Here is a 22,701-nt window from a genome sequence, read left to right on the forward strand (position 1 = left end):
GGTTACCTGCTTTGGCAAAATTCCATCGAAGGATTTTATTGCATCAAGTAAGAAAAAAGTTTCGATTTTGGAAAAAAAAGAAAAGAGCGGATTGGAGAAGGGTTCTTTGTTTCGTTTCTTTTTGAACTCTTTTACCAGTCTTAAAAAGGAAAAGAATGGAAAAAACGAGCACACCACCTACGGTAACATCGGTGGTGGCTCCAGAAAGGAAATTTAGCGTAATTCCAGCTTAATGCAGATTTCCCAATCGAAGTCAATCGAATCCATGCGAATCTTATTCATCCAAACCGTTGGAAACGTTTTTGGGGCCTTTTCAGAACGTAAATAACGGTTTTTTTCAATTTTTTTTAGGAACTCATGGAAAAAGTAAATCATTTCAGAAATTACAGAGAAAGAAAGAACCTCACACGCATTCAATTATCAGAAAAATTGAATATACCTCGCTCAGCCATTGAGTTATTGGAATCGGAAGAATGGCTCCGGTCGAAATTTGATTATGTCGTTTTGGTCGCAAAAGAACTGGGGCTGTCTCTTATCGATCTCATTCGGAATGAATTTGATTATGATTTGGAACGCGAATTTTTTAACGAAGAGGAATTTGAGGAAATCGTCGCTCGTTACGCCAATGCAAGAGTCACATTGATTCTATCTGAATTAAAATTATTCTGTCGCAATGCCAAAGTGCGTTTGGATGACTTTGATGTGACCGAACTTTCGTTCTCTATGGGAAGTTTGCATAAACTGATCACATTGAATCAAAAATTGGAACGAGGTGAAATCAGCACAAAGGATGCGCTTGTCGAATTTCCACCAAAATGGGGAAAGTTTAGCAACCGAAGTAACTGAAAACCACTTGTGGCCTACACCACAAGTTCGTCTTCTCCCGCACGAGCCACAACGATCTCGCCTGCTTCTTCCAGTTTACGGATGATGTTTACAATTTTTTGCTGCGCATCTTCCACGTCTTTCAAACGAACAGGACCCATAAAGTCCATATCCTCACGGAGTAAATTTGCCGCACGTTTGGACATGTTTTTAAAGATTTTATCCTGAACTTCAGAATCCACTGATTTTAATGCTTTGGCTAAATCGGTGTTGTCCACTTCGCGCATTACCTTTTGGATCGCACGGTCGTCGAGGAGAACGATATCTTCGAATACGAACATCCGTTTTTTGATCTCTTCGGCAAGTTCCGGGTCTTCTTCTTCCAGAGCTTCGATGATGGTCTTCTCCGTTCCCCGGTAGACCAAGTTCAAAATCTCCACCACAGAATCGATACCACCCGCAGAAGTATAATCTTCAGAAGCAAGAGTCGAAAGTTTACGCTCTAACACGCGTTCCACTTCACGGAGTACGCCTGGTGACACACGGTCCATGGTTGCAATTCGTTTGGCAACTTCCGCCTGAATTTGATGCGGTAAGTTTGATAAGATATTGGATGCTTTTTGTGGATCCAAATAGGATAAAATAAGAGCGATGGTCTGCGGGTGTTCCCCCTGGATGAAGTTGAGGAGGTGGGCCGGGTCTGTTCTACGAATGAAGTCGAATGGCCGTACTTGCAGTGACGAAGTGAGCCGGTTGATGATATCGATAGCTTTCTGGTTCCCGAGAGCCTTTTCAAGTAGTCCCCGAGCAAAGTCAATACCACCATTGGTGATGAATTCCTGAGCCATCATGAGTTCATTGAACTCAACGAGCACTTTTTCTTTGTCCTCTGGCGTGATTTTATCTAAACGAGCAATCTCGAACGTGATTTGTTCGATCTCGTCTTCTCGGAGGTGTTTGAAGATTTCGGATGCCGTATCGTTTCCAACCGCTACCAAAAAGATGGCGGCCTTTTGTCTTCCTGTGAGCGATGGCTTCTTATTGATCATACTTCGTCCCGAAATCCGTACTATTAAGTTTATCGGCGAAGTCGGAAAAAAACAATGAGATTTATTCTCTAGGAAAATCGGATGAATCCATCCCTTTTGTTTGGAAAGGGAGAGTTTATAGATTTTTATGTTGACCGGTCTATTATTAATTCAGCCAATGGGTTTGTGGGCAAAAAAGGATTCGATACCAAACAAAAGATGATCGAGGTGATGGCCTCTCTTTTGGAAGAAGAAGGATATGAAAGGGCAGGTCTCTCCGAACTCGGGAAAGAAACGGGGACACCGAAAGGTTCTCTCTACTTTCACTTTCCAGGAGGAAAGGATGAACTGACAAGCCTTGCCATTCTGTACTCGGGAAAACAATTGAATGATTTTTTTCTCAGTGTATTTGGGAATTGTGATTCACCACAACAGGCCATTAAACAAGTGTTCCATGCTCTAGAGGAAAGAATTGTGACAAGTAATTTCCAAAAAGGTTGCCCCATCGCCACAACTGCCATGGAGACCGCTGGTAAAACGACTATTGTTTCGGATGCATGTAAAGACGTGTATGCCCTATGGATCAAAACCTTTGAAACCTATTTGGTGGGAAGCGGTTACACATCACGCCTTGCCAAAACTTTATCCCTTTCGATTTTCGCTTTATGGGAAGGATCTTTATTACTTTCCAAATTACAAAAATCGGCCGAGCCATTGCGGATGGCAGAAAAAACCGCTGAGAGTTTGTTAAAACAAACTTAAATGGAAAAACAAAACGATTTTTGATGATCACTCTCTCGCACTAAAAATTTAAAAAAGGACCCTCACACATGAAATCCATTTCTAAAAAGAAAATTTTCGCCTTACTCACATCCACCTTCATCTTTGGATTCATTTTGTATTTTTTAGGATATCCGAATCAATCCGTAAAATTGAATCCAAGTAACATTGATCATATGATTCCGAAACCAAAGGAAAAATCAAATTTGGTTTTTTCCATTGTAAAAACAGGAGAAGCAAAAACCTTGGAAGCCTTTGTCATTGAAGGTGGTTCTGTCTCCAAACTTGTGACTGTCGCTCACTCCGCATTCTACATCCAACACCCCAAAGGAAATTTTTTATTTGATACGGGACTTGGGACCAAAATCAAAGAGCAGTTCGAAGTATTCCCACTGTATCTCAAAATTTTGATGGAATACAAACTCATCCAAACCGCCAAAGAACAATTGGAATCCAATGGTGTGGATTCTAAATCCATTCAGGATGTATTCTTTTCTCATTTGCATTGGGACCATGCCAGTGGACTCAAAGACTTTCCGAATGCCAAAATCCATAGTGTGAAGGAAGAATTGAATCATCCAGACATTGCACTTGGTTACATCCCCTCCCAATTTGATGGAGATTCTGTGAAATGGAACCACCTTACATTCAGCAATCAACCTTACGGTCCTTATGCGAATCATCTAGATTGGTTTGGTGATGGGACCGTTGTATTTGTTCCTATGAAAGGTCATAGTGAAGGATCTGTTGGTCTATTTTTACACACAGAAAACGGTGAAGTCTATTTTTTAACGGGTGATATCGTTTGGAGAAAAGAAGGGTTTTTGGAACTCAAACACAAACCAAGAGGTGCCAGATGGATCGTGGATTATGATGTAGTGAAACTCGGAGAAGAAATTGTCCGCGTTCATGGACTGATGAATCAAAATCCAAAACTAGTTGTGATCCCAGCTCACGATCATGATACACAAAATCCACTCGGATTCTATCCAAAGGTAATTGGAGGCAAGAACTTAGTGACAATGCAATCCTTTGGAAAGACTTCTTCGCATAAAAAAGAATGAATTTGTTAGTCATTTCCCAAGAGTATTGATGATAAAGGATGAATGAAATTTGATAGGATTGGTTTTCGACATTTCCTTATTGTGTAGTACGGTACTTGGATTTAAAGGTACAAACTAAACTGAATTCAAAATTATCATTCATAAAGGTTCTCGTTTTTGGATCTAAAATCAACTTTAAGAATCCTTGGGATGGATGCTCTCTGTCTTTTCTTTTTGCAAAAGCAAAGATTTAATCCCCTGTAAGGAAGATTCCAATTGTTGGATTTCTGTTTCGATTGTTTCACGATTTTCAAAGATTGAGTCATGAAATCCATGTAATTTACCCATCAATTGATGGTAGTCCAATGAAACTTGGTGGAGTGCAGAATCCCAAAGTTTGGGTGAGATCCTTCTTTTTTTCCAATAAAGTTTTTTTCCAAACCCATATACCCACATCCCAACTCCAATCGCATGTAAAGGTACAAGGATATAAAGAGAAGCGACAATCACTTTCTGATAGGACACTTCCTTGGAAAACAAACCCCAAAAATAGACCCAAAGAAAAGCTAGGAATACCACAGCCAGAGTCAAATTGGCTTTGGGAGTACTCGGGGAGATGGAGTTAAAAATAGAAAGGAGGATGACAGAAAAGATGAGTAAGAGGAGAACTTCCCAAGGGACTAAAGTAAAAAACAAATCCCAAAACTTTTGAAAATTCTCCCAACTAGTTTTGATCTGGTTGATGGTAGTTTGGATTTCCACGATTTGGTTTTGGATTTTTTGAAAGAAGTCTGTAATCGCTGACATGAACCAAATACTAAGTAAAATCAAAAATCAGGCAAGTGGTTTCTTTTCCAAATTTTTCTCACCTAGCACGACAAGAAATTTACTATTACTTTATACTATTCTCGTTGTTCCGTTTTTCATATACCATGAATCACATCTCCCTTGGCATTATATCTTTGTATTGTGTTTTGTCTCACTTTTTGTAGGGATAATCATAACCTATGCCAGCTTGTATCTCATCCAATTTTATTGGAAAGAAACCTTTCATCCTTTGATTGAAATTGGAGTTTTGGTTCTTTTTATCTTTGCCTTATGGTTAGCTGAAGTTTTGATTTTTGAAGCAGGGATTGTTTTTTTAGTAATCTTCATCACCATAACATTTTTTATTCGAATTTTACAAATCACGGAATATGCAAGGCTCATTCTTGCCTTTTGTCTTGTCGTAAGTAATGCCTTGATTTCGTTTAAGTCATTACAAGGTGCGGAAATATTTTCAGCCTACTTACTTTTCAAAAACAAATACCAAATCGAAGAAAAAGATCTCAACAAGTGGACACTTACAAATAACAATCAATATTGGAACGAGGAACTTCAGTTCGGTTTTACTTTACCAGAAGGTATGTTTTTTTACAAACCAGAGGATCTAACTTTGGAAAACAAAACAGGGGTTGGTCAAATTGCAGGATTATTATCTTTCAGTGACCATGATGCGGAACGCTATCCATTTGTTCGGATTTTTTATTTTCCAGACTATGTTGGGTTTGAAAAAAACCAAGCCATTCAGGAATTTTCTGAATTTTTACAAATCCAAGTGAGTAAAGGGGACATCGAAGACCTCCAAGAAATCCAACAAACGGAAGTCGAAGATTTCATTTTAGTTTCGAAGTTTTGGACTTTTTATGACTTAATGAGACCTAGATATTCCAAAACAGGTTTTATGATTTTAGAAAACTCAAATCACGACAAACTTTTGTTACATATCACTGAAAATCTTGAAAAAGGAGAAATTCACGAACAAGTGATTCGAGAATTTTTGGCATCAATTCGATTCAGAAATGGATTGTAATGCAATCAGAGAAAGTGGATCCACTAACACTCCATTGATTTTTGCACCTAAATGTAAGTGAGGACCTGTAGACATACCTGTCGTACCAACAGTTCCAATTTGTTGTCCTTGTTTTACCAATTCACCCACCTTTACTTTGATTTCGTCTTGGTGCATATAGAAGGAAAAGATTTTGTTTCCATGATCGATGATGGTAAAATTTCCTTCATAGTATGTTTTTTGAGCTAAGACAACAGTTCCATCTTGGATCGCTAGAATTGGTGTTCCCGTTTTACCTCGAAAATCAACTCCTCCATGTGGACGGCCTTGTTTGTTATTATAGTCTCGCCTAACATAGAACTTACTTGTAATGTAAATGGATTCGAGTGGATTTTTAAAGTTTTTTTGGAACTGCAATTGACTTGATTTCGTAAATGCGGTTTCTTTCGCATTTTTACACTCTTGGATAAAATCCAAAGTTTCTTTTGGAAGTTCCTTCGTGACAAATTTTTCATCTACTTTGATCTGTTGGTTTTTTTTGATCACTTGGAACTTGGTTGGCTCCAATATAATTTGATATTGTTTTTGCCCCCGTTTCACAAAAAAGATTTTGGAAACGATTTCCAAAGTCATCGCTCCCGCCGGAGTGTCAGGAGAAATGGGCAAAAAAGCAATCATACTATTTTCCCGTTTGGTTAGGATTACATCCTTCCCTAACCAACTCAGTTTATATGATTCATTGATCCATTTTTTATCTTTCGGAGTTAAACGTAAAAAAATCACTTCCCCTCGACCAAAACGGCGAGCTTCCATCAGAAGCGAAAAATTCTTCTCTTCTTTTTTAACAAAATAATTTCCAGAGCTTACAGTATGTTTTGGAATTTTCTTTTTGACTTCGCGAGATTCTGCGGGAACGGCTTGGACAAAAAATAAAATGAAGGATAGGATAGAAATAGAACGAACCATCATTCAAAATTTCGGCTATTTTGTTTTGGCAGATTCGTTAAATTTTTGCACAAAGACAACAAATTCATCTTCAGGGAGGGGTTTACTATACAAATAACCTTGGATCATATGGCATCCTAAATCATGTAACAAATCCCTTTGGGCCGGATTTTCCACTCCTTCTGCAATCACTTCAAGTCCCAATGAATGTGCCATATTGATGATGGCTTTACAAATGGCTCTATCATCTTCATTCAGTTCCAAGTCCACTACGAAAGAACGATCAATTTTTATCACATCAGCATTGATCTTTTTTAAATAACTTAACGAACTATACCCAGTTCCAAAATCATCAATAGAAACTTTAATTCCTAGTTCTGAGAGATATTCAAAGGCCTCGATACTTTTTTCGGGATTTTCCATGATAGAACTTTCAGTGAGTTCCAATTCAATTTCTTCTGGATTGATTCCGTATTGTAAAATCGTTGCCTGCACTCGGTGCGACCAGTTAGCGCGTGCAAGTTGTTTTCCACTCACATTGATACTCAATGGAAAACTGGGGAGATTTTTTTCACTCCATTGTTTTTTCAAACGACAAGCTTCTTCCAAAACCCAATCCCCAATCCTTTCTATGATCCCTGAGTCTTCTGCCACCGGGATAAATTCAATTGGTGGAACCCAACCACGTTCCGGGTGCTTCCATCGGATGAGAGCTTCTGCCCCACAAACTTGGTTGGTGATGGTCGATATTTTTGGTTGGAAGAATAAGAGTAATTCTTCGTTTTGAATTGCTTTACGAAGTGAATTTTCGATGTACAATCGTTTTTCGGAACGTAATATCAGTTCATTGGTATAAAATTTATAATTATTTCGGCCAAGTTCCTTCGCCTTATACATTGCCATGTCTGAATTTTTTAATAATTCTGCCGAAGTCACTCCATCATTCGGAGATAAGGCAATTCCCATACTAATCGTTGTGAACAAATCGCGACCCATAATATGAAACGGTTGGCTTAATATATCTAATATCTTCTGAGCAAATTCAGCGGCTGAACTTTTATTCGAAACATCCACTTTTAGAATCGCAAATTCATCTCCACCAAAACGAGCCACCGTATCCACTTCTGTCATCACTCGTTTGAGTCTGGCTCCGACCATCTGTAATAAAATATCACCTTTTGTATGACCCAAACTGTCATTGATGAATTTAAAATTATCGATATCAAAAAAATAGAAGGCGAGTAAGGTTTCCGTCGATTTATGATTTTTAAGAGCTTGGTTGGCATGGTCGATGAATAAAGTTCGGTTTGCTAAACCTGTCAACGCATCGTAGTAAGCAAGATAGGTGATCCTTTCTTCGGATAACTTTCGTTCTGTGATATCAACTCCAAAACTAATAAACCGTTTTTGATTGGTTTCTGAGTCATCAATCGGTATGTATTTTCTAAGTAAATAGGTTACTTTGTCGTTTTGGTCCTGAATGAGTTCTTCAAATTCGACAATTTCATTATTTTTAGCGGCAATATCTAAGAATTTTTTTCTACGTTCATAAAATTCTTGAGGAAGGTCCAACTTTTCAGCTAGATCAACATCTGTTTTTTTGTACAACCACTTACGAATTTCCCGATTGGATAAAAATACTGGATTTGTATACTCATATTCAAAATTGGAATTTAATACGGCAATGTCTGAATCTAAATTATCCAAAATGAATTCATAAAAAGCTTTTTGGTTTTTGACTTGTTCTTGGGAACGTTTACGATCCGTGATATCACGAAAGGTGGCCCAAATCGCCATCTTACCATTCACAGGAAACAATCGAAACGAGGACTCTGTGGGTATCAACCTGCCTGATTTGGTTCGTAAGGCCGTGCTTTCGATTAAATTTCCTTCAAACTCAGCGTCTTCATCCACTTCCACTGGTGGCATAAAGTATGAAAACTCTTTGCCAACAATTTCTTCCAGCGCATATTCCAAAACAACGACGGCTTGTTTGTTCGCATTGATGATATGTTTGGTGTTTGGATCTATTTGCATCAATACGTCTAACGATTCTTCAAAGACGTTTTCTAAGACCACAACCTTTTCACGGATTTTGTCATAAGCAATTGACCGGTTCATGTCTTCTATCAGGCGTTCTGCGAAGTTTAAAACTAAATCTAAAGTACCCACCGAGTAAGTTGGTTCTGCTAAATGTAAGAATGTTGGGTGTGCCACTTGCGAGAGATCTTCGGGACTGAGAAGATTTGTGGATAAAATGACATACGGTGATTCTGGAAAGTGTTCAAAAATAAATTTTTGTTTCTCCATCGCATTGGAATCATTCCAAAATAAAAAAACGGCAGAGTCTTGTATGGTTCCAGGTTTGATTTTTAAGATCGATGGGAAACTATGCACATGGCATGTATCGATGTTTGTTATGTCCCGTAATAGCCTGTTAAAGAAATTCAGCTCAGATTCTTCAATATAGATTGTGATCTGCTTCAGTGACATGACCTAGGCATAGTAGACGAAAAATCCTTTTCCTTACAATTGATTTTTTTAACCATACGCCTATGCGATGCACAAGCAAGGTTCCCCATTCGCGTGTTGTCATTTTGACCAAACCAATGGGAATTCAGCTGATGCTGTCACAGTACTGTCACTATTTGAAAAAAAGACCATTCTCTATAAAATGAAATTGATTCTCAATAACAGTACGGAAGTTTGGATAAAAAAGACCGAGGTTCTTATGAATTCCCTAGCTACAAAGTTTAAATCATTGGTTCTACTAGCTCTCGTGGCTGGACTTAGCCTGCAGTGCGAGAAAAAAGAAGAGGAAGATACAACAACATTGTTGTTGGCATCCGCGTTATTTAGTTCCCAAGGGGATTGCACTGTGTCGGCACCGCCGAGAGCAAGTATCAATACCTTTACCACAGCAGTGACTGCGAACGGAACAGGAACCATTAGTAAAATTGGATCGGTGCCAGTCGTAGGACACCAAACTGCAGCCTTGAAACTAACGGCCAAAAACACCACGCAAGTGGCACTTAGCGGAAAGTCATTTGTGATTGTTTACCAATCTTCCGCATGCCCCCTAGCTACTTCTACAACAACCGGTTTTGCACCATCAAATCTAACAGCATCAGCTGAATTTACCAATTCATACACGCTTGATGGATCAAATGGTAGTATCACGTTTAACGGAGCAGGAGACTATTACATCTTCTTTTATGCAATCCCTTCGCGTGGACAAGCGGCGAATATTACTTATACTGTTACCAACTTATAGATTCAGTTGAAGTACGTAATCGTTGGGATTCTAATTCTATTCAGTGCATGTGCAAGGCAGAAATCTGCCTTGACCGACCAAGAATTATTTGTGAACAATCTGATCACAAGTATAGTGAATGCTGGCAATCCCAATGCTTTGGATAAAATTGTATTCTCCCGTGCCATTGGTGACGGGAGTTATTCAACAAGATTCAATGCCACTAATTTAGACTTTTTTATCTACTTTCAATTCGAAGGGAATAAACAAATCCCATTTTCCGAAAAAGATTCCCTCACCTGGGACATCGCATTTAACCGGTATAAGGTGGCTACAAATTCAGGAGAAACCAATCGATTTGGACTCGGTGGAGCTTGCAAAAGTAACACAACTGATTTTGGTGTGGCTAGTTCCACTTCTGCGGCCTCTCAAGGTTGTACCAATTTTTCCATTGATGTGGCTTCCACCACACAAGGGATAGGTGGAGCAGGAGCAGTATATATAGGCAATCCTCTCGCTACAGAATGGTATTTTTATACAATTGGTTTTTTAACTCCAAAACCCGATATCTTCTTAATCCGTTCTGGTACAGGAACTTCGGTATACGCCGTACATATTGAAAATTATTATAGTGATGCAGGTACCTCTGGTTACCCAACCATCCGATGGAAAAAACTTCCATAATGACACTGAATCTACAATTTTGTATTCCAATCCTTTGTTTGTTTCTTTTATTTTTTGGAGAACTCCATGCACAAACACGTACAAATGGAAAAATAACAAAACCAATTCCCAAAACTGAAACAACACCTGCTGATCCAAAAAACGAAACTACCCAAGACCCAACAAATTTAAAACCAAATTCACAACCGGGAACAGAAGAATCTAAACCAGAAGAAACGGCTGAAGAAGATCGTTTCAAAGATTTGGACAATAAAAATGGAATTGTTGTAACTGGATCACGAGGAGAACGCCGTCTCAAAGACTCCGCCGTGGCTACAGAAGTCATCTCACGAAAAAGGATCGAACAAACGGGTGCACGTAACTTAGGTGAGGTGCTGGATACACAAATTGGAATCAATGTTACACCTTTTTTTGGTGGATCCCAAGTACAAATGTTGGGACTCGATTCGAAGTATGTCTTATTTTTAGTTGATGGCCAACGTGTGGCAGGAAGGCTCAACAACACCATTGATTTAACTCGTTTTAAGGTACAAAACATTGAACGGATTGAAATTGTAAAAGGAAGTTCTTCTTCCCTTTACGGAGCAGATGCCATTGGCGGTGTGATCAATATCATCACAAAACAAGCTGAAAAACCAGAACATTATCAATTCCGCACTTCTTACGGTAACGGTCGCCAAATGAACTTTGGATCCCAAGGCGAAAAAAACATGATCGCCGATGTTGGATTCAAAAATGATTTTGTGGCGACTAATTTTTTTGGTGGGTTTAACCAAGCAGGTGCTTATGACCTAGATCCAAGAACGCCAGCCACAACGGGAAACTCTTTCCAAGACAATAACCTTGGAGGGAATATGACGTTTAATCCCGATGGACAATTTAAAGTCAAAACTGGAATCAATTATCTGAACCGCAACCAAGCTGGTATTGACTCACGTTCCACTGGCGGTGTTTTTGATCGGTCGAACATGACGAACGACTTTTTAGCGTTAGGTGCACTTGAATACACTTATGGAAAACGAAATATGGTTTCTCTTCGTGGAAACTTTTCACGTTGGGAAAATCATTATAAATTAGACCAAAGAAATTCCAACGAACTCGATGTAAAAGAAATCACAAACGAATTTTCCTCGCAAGGTGTGGCCCAAATCGATCATGAAATTCACAAAGACCACATGATCACTGCTGGATTTGAATCATTTTCAGAAGAACTACAAACAGATCGTTTGGAACGAAGGAACGCTTACCGTACAAGAAGAGCTGCATTCTTACAAGATGAATGGGTGGTATGGCGCCAAGGTATTGTTTGGCGATTAGTTCCTGGAGTTCGCCATGATGTAGATTCACAATTTGGAGGACAAACCACTCCCAAAATTGCGACCAAAGTCGATATCACAAGTAACTTAGTCTTTCGAGCCAGTTACGGAAAAGGATTTCGCCCACCTTCCTTTCGCGAATTGTACTTACGATTTGAAAACCCTGGCGTTGGTTATGTCGTGGAAGGAAACGACAAACTTCGTCCTGAAAAATCAACAACAGTCAATGCTGATATCGAATACTCACCGTTTAAGTATTGGACTTTGTCTTTGAGTGTGTTCCGGAATGATATTACGGATCTCATCCAATATACTTTTGGAACAAGGACAAGTGAATTTGCCAATTTCCAATTAAAGAACGTACAACGTGCATATACGAGAGGAGTGGAAGCTGGCTCCCGTGTTCGTTTTTGGAAATACTTTGCACTTGAACTTGGCTACAACCAAACCGACACAAGGGACCTAACAACGGATAGACCTCTAGAAGGGCGTGCACTCCACCAAGGTACGATGAATTTTTTTGTGAATGCACCTGGTGGTTGGGAATTTGCCCTTCGTGCCAAACGTTTAGACAAACGGCCTTTTTATAGTACAACCAATGAGTTTACAACAGGAACTAGTACTGCCCTCATTGACCAACAAACACGAAGTGTAGAAGAAAACAATAAAGTCGTTTATGGAAAACCATTCACTCTTCTAAACGTTCGGATGGAGAAAAAATTTTTTGAAGGGAGGATGTCGCTATTTTTAGGAGTAGACAATGTTTTGGACCAATACGAGCTTACTTACAATCCTATTCGTCCAAGGTTTTACTATGGCGGACTCCAAGCTACATTCTAAATCCAATGCCATCAAAATAGTATTCTCTGGAGTTTTGTTCTTATTTTTTTCCATTCAAATTCTATTTGCCGATGAATCGAAGTTAACTGCCAAACAAAACAAAATACTGAAAGAAACGTATTCCTACCTGGAATCTTTGGAACCCAAACGGATTAAAATCGACAAATCCACTTACAATCGTCATACACAGTTCGAATCATTTTTTAAATTTCCTTTTTCTGGTAAAAAAATTTCCCGTTGGATTCAAACTCGGATCAAAAAGTATTCCTTTGGTTCCACGGGAGATTTTGTGGCGATGTACCAAGATGGTGAGGTTCTCCTAGGGAGAGGATTTTTTAATCTCAATCGACTGGATCGGATACTGGTTTTATTACACGAAGCAAGGCATGCCGATGGAAAAAATTATAGCCATGTAGTTTGTCCCGATGACTTTCCATTTTTGAACACAAGAGATTGGAAGATCCACCCAGCAGGGAAAAAGGGATGTGACTCTGTCCCTGATGGTGGTTACGGAATCACAGCTTCTTTTTTATTTGAACTTGGTGCTTATGGATACTTAGGTCAAACCGAAGCTGCTTATCGATACAACTCCGAAATTTCACGTGTGATCCGAGATTAATGAGAACAAACTAAACTTAAAGTTTTATCAGAAGCTATTTGTGTTTTAATTCGTGTTAAAATTTCTTTGGAACGAATTTCTGTTTCTAATTTAGATTTAGCAAAAAGATATGAATGGTTTTCTTTCATGAGTTTGCCCAATTCAGAAGCATGTGTTGGACAACCTAATAGAGTTGCCATGGCACGAATCCTTTCGCCAGAACCTTTGGTCGTTTCGAGTTCTAAAGGTGCTTCGTTGTAAGCGATGAATACTTCTTGGGCCATTTCTTTTTTTACGATACCGTCATTTGTACAATTGGAAGTTCCCGATGTGATTCCAAATGTTTGAGAAGAAAAACTGATATTGGTTGTTGCAGCAAGGATTTGACCAATGTCATTTTTCCAAACAGGCACCATAGAACCAAGACCGCATCCTGCCATTCCATATGGTTCTGCGTGTAATGGTTTGAAATGTAATACAGATAATATGCTAATGATTGTTATGTGAAAGATAAAAAGAATCAAACGAGGGAAGGAAAACATAAATCAAACTCCAATTCTAAAACGTAAATAAGGAATCGGAAGTTCTGTCGATCTGAGGATGGTGTGAACCTTGTGCCAAAACTTCTCCTGCCATCGAAATCACAGCCCAGGTGGTTTCTTCTTTACTTTCTGGTTGCAGAGATTGGAGCATTGTATTCGTGAAACTCTCCAATTTTTGTTGAAGGACGGAGTTCGGAAATGGATAGGACTTCTTTTCTTGTACTTCTGTCGATCTCATGCAATTGGTTTCCCTTATGGTTTAAGGATCGGCGGGTGGGCCGGAATGACTAAAGTTTAAAAAATCTAAATTTGGAGTCAAGGAAGAGACATAATTCCGAGGACGAAAAATGAAAGATCCAAGTTCTCCTTTTCCCGAAGCCCAACCTTGCCAAACTTGACGTAAAATCACCCGTTACGAGGACGACTTTGCTTACCCCTCAGATCAATTTATTCAAAAAATCCAATCCTATCCAAGCCCAAGTATTGGCAAACACGCGTTTGACTCCAGAACTCGGAAAAGGCAAACGTTCGATGAGAGAAGGAGATGCCGCTGTCCACCGCATCACCATTGCCATCGATCATTCGGTATATCCCTACATGATTGGGCAAAGTGCTGGGATCATCCCACCAGGCCTCGACCCAGAAAAACAAACCAAAGGCCTAGCTGATGCGAGTTATACGGTTCGTTTGTATTCCATCGCCTCTCCCTCCTATAGTTTTGGCCAAACCAAGGACAATATTGAATTCGTTGTGAAACGAGATAATGTCTATGATGAAAATGGAAACTTACTCCACAAAGGGGTTTGTTCCAATTATCTTTGTGATCTAAAACCAGGTGATGTGGTCACAATGACAGGTCCCGCGGGCAAAAAATTCCTCTTGCCTCAAACCGATTTTTCCGGTGACATTTTCTTTTTTGCAACAGGGACCGGGATTAGCCCTTTTCTTGGGATGGTGGAAGAACTACTCGTGCAAAAACTCATCCAGTTCCAAGGGAATCTTTGGCTCATTTACGGGGCTCCTTATTCAGATGAAATTGTCCTCCGAGATTATTTTGAAGACAAAACAAAAGAATTTTCCAATTTCCATTTTGTAACAGCAATTAGTCGTGAGGAAAAAAACTCGTTTGATGGAGGCAAAATGTACATCACTCACCGTGCAAAAGAAAACGCAGAGGCCATTAAAAATGCTGTGAATGGAAACGGTAAGTTTTATATTTGTGGCGGTCCGAAGGGAATGGAAAAGGGAGTGATTCAGGAAATCATGTCAGCTTGTGGCACTGATTCAACCTATGAAGCTTTCAAAAAACACCTGGAAGAAAAAGAACAATTATTTGTAGAGACGTACTAACATGGCAAAAACAGGAATCATCCGAGACATTGACAAAGGCAGAGGGGAAGTCATCCGCGTGGAGATTTCCGAATACAAGGGACAAACTTTTTTTAACATTCGAGTTTGGTACACGGATCCGAATGGGGAACTAAAACCCACTCAAAAAGGAGTTGCCATTGCACCAACTTTGGTTAGCGAATTAAAGGAAGCCATCGAAGAAGCAGAACGTTGGTTAGCGTAACGATACCAATCGTTTTTTAAACGATCTCGTCACCTTCGTTAGCATACACAATCCTCTGCAATACCTCATTCGCAGAGGTTAAACTCTCCGCCACTCGGATGTGATTGTACAACCGAGTGAGTTCAAAGATTTTTTTGACGGAATCTCTTATGTTTGTCACAACAAGTTCCCCACCTCTCTTTCGTAACCAACCAACAATTTGAATCACCATTCCGATTGCGGACGAATCGATATGGGAAGAGTGAGAAAAATCAAAAATCATATACCGAAACCCTTCTGCCATTTTTTGTTCAATTGTTTGTTTGATTTCGGGGCATTTGTACAAATCGATGTCGCCCACGGTATGGTATTCAAAGATTTGATTGTGAACTTCAATATTCTTTAAATCAATTTTTTCTGGTCCTTTGGACATCATTTGCGAATTCATAAATAAGTGTTTGTGCAAATCATCTGATTTTGTAGTCATTTTCGATTCTAAGACTAACAATCGATTGAGAAGAGAACCTAAAGCATTCGGTGCATAATGAAGGTTGTTGCGAATGTCTTGTATAAGACCAAATAACATTGTTTTGGCGTCTTCTATGTGACCACGTCTGACAAAATCAGTGATTTCTTTGATTCCAAGAGAGGCATTTGATATCAATATCTCTACTAATACATCGGGGTCTTGTTTGCCAGTGTTCTTTCCTCTTTCAAAAGAAAAAGTTTGCTTCACCGATTCCAAAACATTCTGTTTCAAAAGATTATAATAAGATACATTCACTTCACAAAACGGAGTGTTGGTTTCGTTGACTCGATCATCTATCTCCAATCGTAATACCAAATTCCTTAAATCGTCAGCCCTAAGGTCTCCTAATTGTAAATTGATCTTTTGTCTGGAAATGGTTTTGGCATCTCCTAAGAATTCATCAAATTCTTCCATAACTTGATGAGATGTTTCTGATAATACTTGTTTGAGACGAACACCTGGTGCAAGTTGGAGTTCCACATCGATGGCCTGCGCATACAAAGCTCCAATATCGCCAAATTCTTCAAAAAAAATATCAGAAGCATTTTCAGGATTATCAATATAATAAAAATTTCCACCACCAGCTTTGGCAATTTCAACTAACATCTCTTCGTTGAAATCATTCCCTACGCCAATGGTGGTAGTGGAGATGCCCATTGACAAATGATCAGCTGCGATGGTGACGAGTGCTTCCTTATCTTTGATTCCTGAAGTTGGATTTCCATCTGTTAATAATAAAACTCGTTTGTATGCATTCGGGATTTTGGATTGGTTCAAACTTTTTAACGCTGACAACCAACCACCACTCAAATTGGTAGATGTAGCAACTTGGATATTTCGTATTTTGTCAGTAACAGAAACTTTTTCCGTTAGGTGAGTCACAGGTTGGATGAGTTGCACATCAGCGGAGTAAGCGACAATCGAAACTGCATCATGTCTTGTCAGCCAATTCACGAGAGCACAGGAAGCATCGATCACTGCCTCCATTTTTTCCCCTTTCATTGACCAACTTTTGTCAATGGCAAGGCCAATCACCAGTGGCTTTCGTTCTTCCACATTTGGATTGGCAGGAGTGCGAAACCTAAGTAATAAATGGTTTTCTTGCACTTCCTTTTCCTTGATGATTGGGTATTCCAATTTTGCTTCTAAAAACATGACCACAAAAGCAAAGTCCGAATTAATGTTTTCGCAAGAACAATTTCAAAGAAACTGACAAGAAGGGAAAAACTCTATGTACGGAAAAATTCATGAAATTTATTCATCCATTTCTGGTGAAGGGATCTCACAAGGGATCCCAACTGTCTTTGTACGTTTTGCTGGTTGTTCCCTTCGCTGTGGTAAAACAGATACACGGTCCCTTTGGTGTGATACCCCCTATGCCCTTGGTCCAAACCAAGGAGAAACAAAACCACTTTCCACCATCATGGATGAAATCGTTGCCTTAGATCCAACGCATGGTTACCAAATTTTGTTAACGGGTGGAGAACCATTGGAAGGAAAAAACCGAGACCTATCCATTTCCATTGCCGAATCAATTCATTCATTCCGAACACACAACGACAAACCCTACCCTTCTTCTCGTGTCGAAACCAACGGGAGTGAAAAAATCACTCTGGATCCTTTTTTTATTTTCACTATGGATTACAAACTTCCGGGTTCCGGGATGGAAGGCCGAATGGATCTAGAAAATTTCCAGATCTTGGAAAAGAGACATAATTCACTTGACGAAATTAAGTTCGTTGTGCGTGATAGAATCGACTTTGAAAGAAGTATCGAAGTCATTCGCGAACAAAAAATACAGACAAATATATTGTATTCGCCAGTCCACGGTGAAGTGGATGCCAAAGAACTAGTTGAATGGATAAAAATAGACAACCCACCTAAGGGTCGTTTGTCGCTTCAAATTCATAAAGTGCTTTGGGGAAATCAGAAAGGAGTTTGATGGATATCCCTACTCAGTTAAGTTTAGATTTTGAAACAACGGTTGAACCAAAACAATCGAATGAGTATGGTTTTCTAATCGACGAACCAGAGTTAGGTCTTGCAAAAGTCACGAAAGAAACGCCTACATCTGTTGAATTATTCTTTGAATCCAAAGAAATTTTTCGCACTGTAAACAAATCAAATCGTAATCTACATTTTTTAAACCAGTATCCAGAGTCACTTCGGGTATCGGAAGAATTTCCAAAAGCCATGGAGCTTGCCCTTACCGCAAGCCAACTCAAACTCACTTACAATTTTAATAAACTATCTTCCCTTTCCAACTCTAGAACTCGTTTATTACCTCACCAAATTGAATCCACTTTTATAGTCGCAAATAGTTTGAAACCACGTTTCATTTTGGCCGACGAAGTGGGACTTGGTAAAACGATTGAAGCTGGTCTTGCTGTAAAAGAATTGATGTTTCGTCGTGGTCTCAAACGGGTGTTAGTGGTCGCTCCTTCACCACTACTTGTGCAATGGCAACAAGAAATGAAAAACAAATTCAATGAGGAATTTGCCATTGTTCGTAGGCGTAACTTTGTAACCAATGGACCAGATCATTGGAGAAATTTTAACAAAATCATTACTTCCATTGATTTTATCAAGAATCCAAGGTATGCCGAAGAAATTCTCGGAACCAAATGGGACATTGTTGTTTTCGATGAAGCCCATAGACTCAGACGTGATTATTCCAAAATCACACGTGGTTATCTATTTGCGGAAAAAATTGCTCGCAAGACAGAATGTTTACTCCTCCTTACGGCTACACCTTTTCGTGGAAAATTAGAAGAACTATTTTATCTCATGCACTTAGTGGATCCGAATATTTTGGGCCCTTATCATACGTTTATCAATGATTATGTGGTGGGACAAAAAGGAGACTTAAAGGAAAAAATCTCAAAAGTGCTCCTCCGACGCCGTAAAGTGGAAGTGGGTGGTTTTACCAAACGTTTTGCAAAAACTGTGCGAATTGATTTATCTCCCATTGAACGCGCATTTTATGATGAAACTACCGAATATGTAAAACGAGAATACAATATGGCGATGGGAACCAAAAACCGTGCCATCGGTTTTGTCATGGTAGTATTCCAAAAGTTATTAGATTCATCTGTCATTGCCTTGTTATCAGCCCTTCAGAAACGTAAATTTATGTTGGAATCCAAGTTCCATTATATGAAAGAACATGAAACCAATTTGGATGATTGGGATTTGGATGAAACAGAAGGTGTAGAAGATTTTATCACAGAACTGGAAGATGAAGAGATGTCTAGTTTCCAAAGGATCAAACGCGAGTTATTCACTCTCAACCGTTTGATCCATTTAGGCAAACAAATCAAAGAAGATAAAAAAACACAAAAATTAAGAGAAACCCTCTATCGATTGAAAAAAGAAGGTCATAAAAAATTCATTATCTTCACACAATTTCGGACCACTCAGGATCATTTACAATCCGTACTAGAACCTGATTTCAAAGTTTCTCCTTTCCATGGATCTCTTAGTATGGATGAAAAAGAAGTAGCGATCCAAAAATTCAAAGAGGATTATGAAATTCTAATTTGTACGGAAGCTGGTGGGGAAGGACGTAACTTACAATTTGCCAATATACTCTTCAACTATGATCTTCCATGGAGTCCTTTAAAAATTGAACAAAGGATTGGAAGGATCCATCGTTTTGGTCAAAAAGATAATGTGTATATCTTTAACTTTGCCTCTAAAGACACAGTTGCGGAACGGATACTTGAAGTACTCACAAACAAAATCCGATTGTTTGAAGAATCCATTGGTGCTTCAGATGATTTACTTGGTACCATCGAAGAGGAATTGGATTTTAATTCTAGTTTGATGAAATTCATCACAGGGACAAAAACGAAAGAAGAATTAGAAACTGAGTTTGATCTTCGCATCCAAGTAGCCCAAAAAGGATTTGAAAAACTAAACGCCCTTGTAACTCCGAAAGTTTTAGATTTTAATTTAAAAGATTATTACGATCATACCTTAGAAGAAAGAGAATGGAATAACCAACATTTAGAAGAAGTTGTTTCAGAAGGATCCAAGTTTTTCCAAAACAAACTCCCTGGATCGTTGGCTGTCACAGGAAAAGGTAGTTACGAATATAAGAATTTGGAAGGAAAAGTCAAAAAAGCAACCTTTGACTCAGACTTAGCGCTGACCAATGATTCGCTAGAATTTATGGCCTTTGGACATCCATTTGTCGAAAAAGTAACCGAACTCTTAACACATAGTAATGTTGGCCGAAAGAAAAAATATTTATACTCTCAAAATTTAAGTCAAAAGATATTATTTGTTTTCCAAGTGGAGTTTGATTTTTCACTCAAACGAAAAGATTTGTTTTTTATCGAATTTGATTTAAAGAAAAAGAAATCGCTCGTAGTGACGGAAAAACCAAAAGAATGGACAGAAGGAAAAACATACGTTCCCGAAACTGAAATCCCACTTTCAAAGTTGGAAGAAGCATTCATCCATTGTTTTCCCATTGTAGAATCAGAGGCCGAAATCAAAAAAGAAATCTTACGGAAAGAAACTCTTTCTATTTTCCAAAAAGAGGAATACAAAGTAGAACTCTCTCACCAAAAAACGATTCGCCAATTGGAAGAAAAATTAATGAGGCAAGAAGCTGCCTACAAATGGGACAATCGACCTGAAAAAAAAGCAGTGCTTCATAAAACAATGAAGGAAATCCAAAGAGCAAAAGACGAATACACAGTGGAAATGCGAAAAATCAAAAATGGAGCAAAAATTTTCCACCGAATCCAACTCTTCCAAACTTATATCTGCATTTAAATTCATTTACATAGAATTGAAAATTTAAAAAATTGGGGAATGTCCCTTCCCAAAATTGCCTTTTGGAAACAAATTCTCATCTCTTTAGTGTTAGGTTTAGCATTAGGAATTTTATTAAATCCGGAAACAGGATTTATTACTTCTGACGCGATCAATCCATATTTAAGTTGGTTAAAACTTCCAGGTGATCTATTCCTAAATCTTCTGCAAATGATCATGATCCCACTTGTGATAGTATCCATTGCACTTGGTGTATCCAGTCTAAAAAATTTAAAGGATCTCTGGAGTTTAGGAAGTAAAACATTATTCTACTTTATTTTTACAACAATCGTTTCGGTGAGTATCGGGATTTCACTCACAACAGTTACAAAACCTGGATACCAAATCCAATCTAAAATCCAAACTCAAACCATTACAAATCCAATGAGCACACTGGAGAAAAAGGAAAAAGAAGAATCCATTCCAGAAATCATCGCAAATATCATTCCGAAGAATATTGTGAATGTTTGGTCGAAACAACAGATGTTATCAATTGTATTTTTAGGAATGATTCTTGGGGTTTTTTTTCTCACTTCAAAAGAATCAGGAACAGCACTCAAAGCGTTTTGCCATTCATTAGAAAGTTTTTGTTTATGGGTCGTTTCTACTGCGATGAAACTGGCACCACTCGCAGTTTTCGGATTGATGAGTTATGCGATGATCCAAATTGGTTTTTCATTAGTGTTTGGTCTTTTGACCTATATATTGACAGTGTTAGGTGGACTTTGCCTCATTCTTGTTTTTTACAGTTTCATGGTTTTCTTTTTTACCAAAAAAAATCCTTTTCTATTTTTCAATCAAATCCGTGAAATTCCCATTTTAGGTTTTTCAACGTCTAGTTCCAGTTCTGTTTTGCCATACTCATTAAAGATAGCCAAAGAAAAGTTAAGGTTAAAAGAATCAGTTGCCGATTTTGTTCTCCCACTCGGGGCCACAATCAATATGGACGGAACAGCCTTATACCAAGCCGTAGCCACAGTTTTCCTTAGCCAAGTGTACCAAATTGAATTAAGTTCAGTAGAGTTGTTTTTGTTAGCTGGAACTGTAACGGCAGCTTCGATTGGAACCGCGGCGACCCCTGGTGTTGGCCTTGTGATTTTGTCATCTATCCTTTATACCTTTCACATTCCTATCGAAGGGATCACCATTCTTTTTGGTGTTGACCGGTTTTTGGATATGTGTAGAACTTCAGTAAATCTGACCGGCGATCTCTCGTGCGCTTTTATCATGGACCATATCTGGAAGGAAGAAAAACAATTATGAAAAATATAAGATTAATAGTTTTGATAGGTATCTCTTTATTTTTGATTCACTGTGACAAAAAAAAAGACCCTCTCAATGACCTAGAAACCAATCTCCTTTGTACCTCCTTTGCGATCTGCGATGGAGAAACGCCTGCAAAAACAGGAATCATCGGAGACAGTTGGACTGATATATTATTGGGATTCCCAATTGTCGAAACACTTCGACCACAGTTAGAAAATCGATTTAACTACCAATTCGCTGGGGCTACTCTTGGCGGTAAAACATTACAACAGGTAGTAAGCCAAGGACTTCAATTCCAAGTCATTGACCAAGGTGGAGCCGACATGAAAGTTGTGTTACTTTCGTTAGGTGGAAATGACATCCAAGCCAACTTAAACGAGTATATTGGAAATGTGGACGCAGTGCAAGCTCAACGGTTTGCAAGAATCAAAGCCAATTTGAAACAACTCATTATTACTGGAAACGCATATAAAATTGCTCGTTTCGGAGGACCTCCTATTAAATGGATCATACATGGTTACGATTATCCAAATCCATATATGCCTGCGGCAATAGCTGGATCTGATGAAGGTTGCAAAACAAAATTTGACCGCATAGGGTTGATTGTGCCAGATGCTGCGGTGTTTACTTCCACTCAGCTTGATGCTTTTAATAACCTACTAGTTGAGATCACAAGAGAGGAACCATCTCTTATTTATGTTGACTTACGAAATACATTAGGTGGTAAACCAAACTCTCGAGCTGAATTGATGTTGGATTGTATCCATGCAAATAACTTAGGATACACTTTACTTGCTGATAAGTTAGCCAGATTGATTTACCCAGTCACGAATATAGGATTTTAA

At 38.7% G+C, this 22,701-nt stretch carries 21 protein-coding genes; 14 read left to right on the forward strand and 7 right to left on the reverse strand.

The genetic code is table 11. The features are described from left to right. Positions 1 to 357: 357 nt before the first annotated feature. On the forward strand, positions 358 to 846 hold the full coding sequence (locus LEPBI_RS16765) for a helix-turn-helix domain-containing protein (protein WP_012390339.1): 489 nt from the start codon (positions 358 to 360) through the stop codon (positions 844 to 846). A 14-nt stretch (positions 847 to 860) separates the two neighbouring features. On the opposite strand, the gene fliG is transcribed toward LEPBI_RS16765, so the two are convergent. After that, positions 861 to 1,874, reverse strand: coding sequence for a flagellar motor switch protein FliG (fliG, locus tag LEPBI_RS16770; RefSeq protein WP_012390340.1), 1,014 nt, complete (start codon positions 1,872 to 1,874; stop codon positions 861 to 863). An 81-nt stretch (positions 1,875 to 1,955) separates the two neighbouring features. On the opposite strand from fliG, the gene LEPBI_RS16775 reads away from it, so the two are divergent. Together LEPBI_RS16775 and LEPBI_RS16780 are read left to right on the forward strand one after the other, a co-directional pair. Beyond that, entirely contained in the window at positions 1,956 to 2,615 is a 660-nt protein-coding gene (locus LEPBI_RS16775) for a TetR/AcrR family transcriptional regulator (protein ID WP_012390341.1), read from the forward strand. A 68-nt stretch (positions 2,616 to 2,683) separates the two neighbouring features. Further along, the gene (locus tag LEPBI_RS16780) at positions 2,684 to 3,697 is read left to right on the forward strand and encodes an MBL fold metallo-hydrolase (RefSeq protein WP_012390342.1); all 1,014 of its coding nucleotides are present in this window, start codon (positions 2,684 to 2,686) and stop codon (positions 3,695 to 3,697) included. Between the two features lie 174 nt (positions 3,698 to 3,871). On the opposite strand, the gene LEPBI_RS16785 is transcribed toward LEPBI_RS16780, so the two are convergent. Further along, entirely contained in the window at positions 3,872 to 4,483 is a 612-nt protein-coding gene (locus tag LEPBI_RS16785) for a hypothetical protein (RefSeq protein ID WP_012476466.1), read from the reverse strand. Here LEPBI_RS16785 and LEPBI_RS16790 point away from each other — a divergent pair. Further along, positions 4,482 to 5,528, forward strand: a complete 1,047-nt coding sequence (locus LEPBI_RS16790; RefSeq protein ID WP_041769918.1) for a hypothetical protein — start codon at positions 4,482 to 4,484, stop codon at positions 5,526 to 5,528. The genes LEPBI_RS16785 and LEPBI_RS16790 overlap by 2 nt on opposite strands. On the opposite strand, the gene LEPBI_RS16795 is transcribed toward LEPBI_RS16790, so the two are convergent. Both LEPBI_RS16795 and LEPBI_RS16800 read right to left on the reverse strand, forming a co-directional pair. Then, positions 5,502 to 6,476, reverse strand: a complete 975-nt coding sequence (locus LEPBI_RS16795; RefSeq protein ID WP_012390345.1) for a M23 family metallopeptidase — start codon at positions 6,474 to 6,476, stop codon at positions 5,502 to 5,504. The two genes, LEPBI_RS16790 and LEPBI_RS16795, sit on opposite strands and share 27 nt — an antisense overlap. A gap of 12 nt (positions 6,477 to 6,488) precedes the next feature. After that, positions 6,489 to 8,945 (reverse strand): sensor domain-containing protein, encoded by a 2,457-nt coding sequence (locus tag LEPBI_RS16800; protein ID WP_012390346.1) that lies wholly within the window; start codon positions 8,943 to 8,945, stop codon positions 6,489 to 6,491. A gap of 238 nt (positions 8,946 to 9,183) precedes the next feature. On the opposite strand from LEPBI_RS16800, the gene LEPBI_RS16805 reads away from it, so the two are divergent. The 4 genes from LEPBI_RS16805 to LEPBI_RS16820 all read left to right on the forward strand — a co-directional run bounded on the left by LEPBI_RS16805 (position 9,184) and on the right by LEPBI_RS16820 (position 13,164). Further along, positions 9,184 to 9,726, forward strand: a complete 543-nt coding sequence (locus tag LEPBI_RS16805; RefSeq protein WP_012476467.1) for an LIC20153 family lipoprotein — start codon at positions 9,184 to 9,186, stop codon at positions 9,724 to 9,726. A 69-nt stretch (positions 9,727 to 9,795) separates the two neighbouring features. Then, positions 9,796 to 10,389: an HmuY family protein gene (locus tag LEPBI_RS16810; protein ID WP_041769919.1), complete on the forward strand. Its 594-nt coding sequence runs from the start codon at positions 9,796 to 9,798 to the stop codon at positions 10,387 to 10,389. After that, a complete protein-coding gene (locus LEPBI_RS16815; RefSeq protein ID WP_012390349.1) occupies positions 10,389 to 12,545 on the forward strand; it encodes a TonB-dependent receptor plug domain-containing protein in 2,157 nt (718 codons plus the stop codon). The genes LEPBI_RS16810 and LEPBI_RS16815 overlap by 1 nt, the downstream gene beginning before the upstream one ends. Next, the gene (locus LEPBI_RS16820) at positions 12,520 to 13,164 is read left to right on the forward strand and encodes a hypothetical protein (protein WP_012476468.1); all 645 of its coding nucleotides are present in this window, start codon (positions 12,520 to 12,522) and stop codon (positions 13,162 to 13,164) included. The genes LEPBI_RS16815 and LEPBI_RS16820 overlap by 26 nt, the downstream gene beginning before the upstream one ends. Here LEPBI_RS16820 and LEPBI_RS16825 read toward each other — a convergent pair. Both LEPBI_RS16825 and LEPBI_RS19350 read right to left on the reverse strand, forming a co-directional pair. After that, the gene (locus tag LEPBI_RS16825; protein ID WP_012390351.1) at positions 13,161 to 13,685 is read right to left on the reverse strand and encodes a DUF3015 domain-containing protein; all 525 of its coding nucleotides are present in this window, start codon (positions 13,683 to 13,685) and stop codon (positions 13,161 to 13,163) included. The two genes, LEPBI_RS16820 and LEPBI_RS16825, sit on opposite strands and share 4 nt — an antisense overlap. A 16-nt stretch (positions 13,686 to 13,701) precedes the next feature. Further along, on the reverse strand, positions 13,702 to 13,836 hold the full coding sequence (locus LEPBI_RS19350; RefSeq protein WP_264365900.1) for a hypothetical protein: 135 nt from the start codon (positions 13,834 to 13,836) through the stop codon (positions 13,702 to 13,704). A gap of 275 nt (positions 13,837 to 14,111) precedes the next feature. Between LEPBI_RS19350 and LEPBI_RS16835 the strand changes: the two genes are divergently transcribed. Both LEPBI_RS16835 and LEPBI_RS16840 read left to right on the forward strand, forming a co-directional pair. Further along, positions 14,112 to 15,035, forward strand: a complete 924-nt coding sequence (locus LEPBI_RS16835) for an FAD-binding oxidoreductase (RefSeq protein WP_012390353.1) — start codon at positions 14,112 to 14,114, stop codon at positions 15,033 to 15,035. 1 nt (position 15,036) lies between these two features. Then, positions 15,037 to 15,258 carry a transcriptional coactivator p15/PC4 family protein gene (locus tag LEPBI_RS16840; protein ID WP_012390354.1) on the forward strand — a complete coding sequence of 74 codons (222 nt, stop codon included), beginning with the start codon at positions 15,037 to 15,039 and terminating at the stop codon, positions 15,256 to 15,258. 16 nt (positions 15,259 to 15,274) lie between these two features. Here the strand turns inward: LEPBI_RS16840 and LEPBI_RS16845 are convergent, their stop codons facing one another. Further along, positions 15,275 to 16,921 carry a VWA domain-containing protein gene (locus tag LEPBI_RS16845; RefSeq protein ID WP_187148065.1) on the reverse strand — a complete coding sequence of 549 codons (1,647 nt, stop codon included), beginning with the start codon at positions 16,919 to 16,921 and terminating at the stop codon, positions 15,275 to 15,277. A gap of 76 nt (positions 16,922 to 16,997) precedes the next feature. Between LEPBI_RS16845 and LEPBI_RS16850 the strand changes: the two genes are divergently transcribed. From LEPBI_RS16850 to LEPBI_RS16865, 4 genes are read left to right on the forward strand one after another with little or no spacing between them, the layout of a single operon-like run. Further along, positions 16,998 to 17,708: a 7-carboxy-7-deazaguanine synthase QueE gene (locus LEPBI_RS16850; RefSeq protein WP_012390356.1), complete on the forward strand. Its 711-nt coding sequence runs from the start codon at positions 16,998 to 17,000 to the stop codon at positions 17,706 to 17,708. After that, a complete protein-coding gene (locus tag LEPBI_RS16855) occupies positions 17,708 to 20,551 on the forward strand; it encodes a DEAD/DEAH box helicase (RefSeq protein ID WP_041769920.1) in 2,844 nt (947 codons plus the stop codon). Before LEPBI_RS16850 ends, LEPBI_RS16855 begins: the two co-directional genes overlap by 1 nt. A gap of 39 nt (positions 20,552 to 20,590) precedes the next feature. Next, positions 20,591 to 21,853, forward strand: coding sequence for a dicarboxylate/amino acid:cation symporter (locus LEPBI_RS16860; RefSeq protein WP_012390358.1), 1,263 nt, complete (start codon positions 20,591 to 20,593; stop codon positions 21,851 to 21,853). Then, on the forward strand, positions 21,850 to 22,701 hold the full coding sequence (locus tag LEPBI_RS16865) for an SGNH/GDSL hydrolase family protein (protein ID WP_012390359.1): 852 nt from the start codon (positions 21,850 to 21,852) through the stop codon (positions 22,699 to 22,701). Before LEPBI_RS16860 ends, LEPBI_RS16865 begins: the two co-directional genes overlap by 4 nt.

Origin of the sequence: Leptospira biflexa serovar Patoc strain 'Patoc 1 (Paris)' (assembly GCF_000017685.1) — a bacterium.
Lineage (GTDB): Bacteria > Spirochaetota > Leptospiria > Leptospirales > Leptospiraceae > Leptospira_A > Leptospira_A biflexa.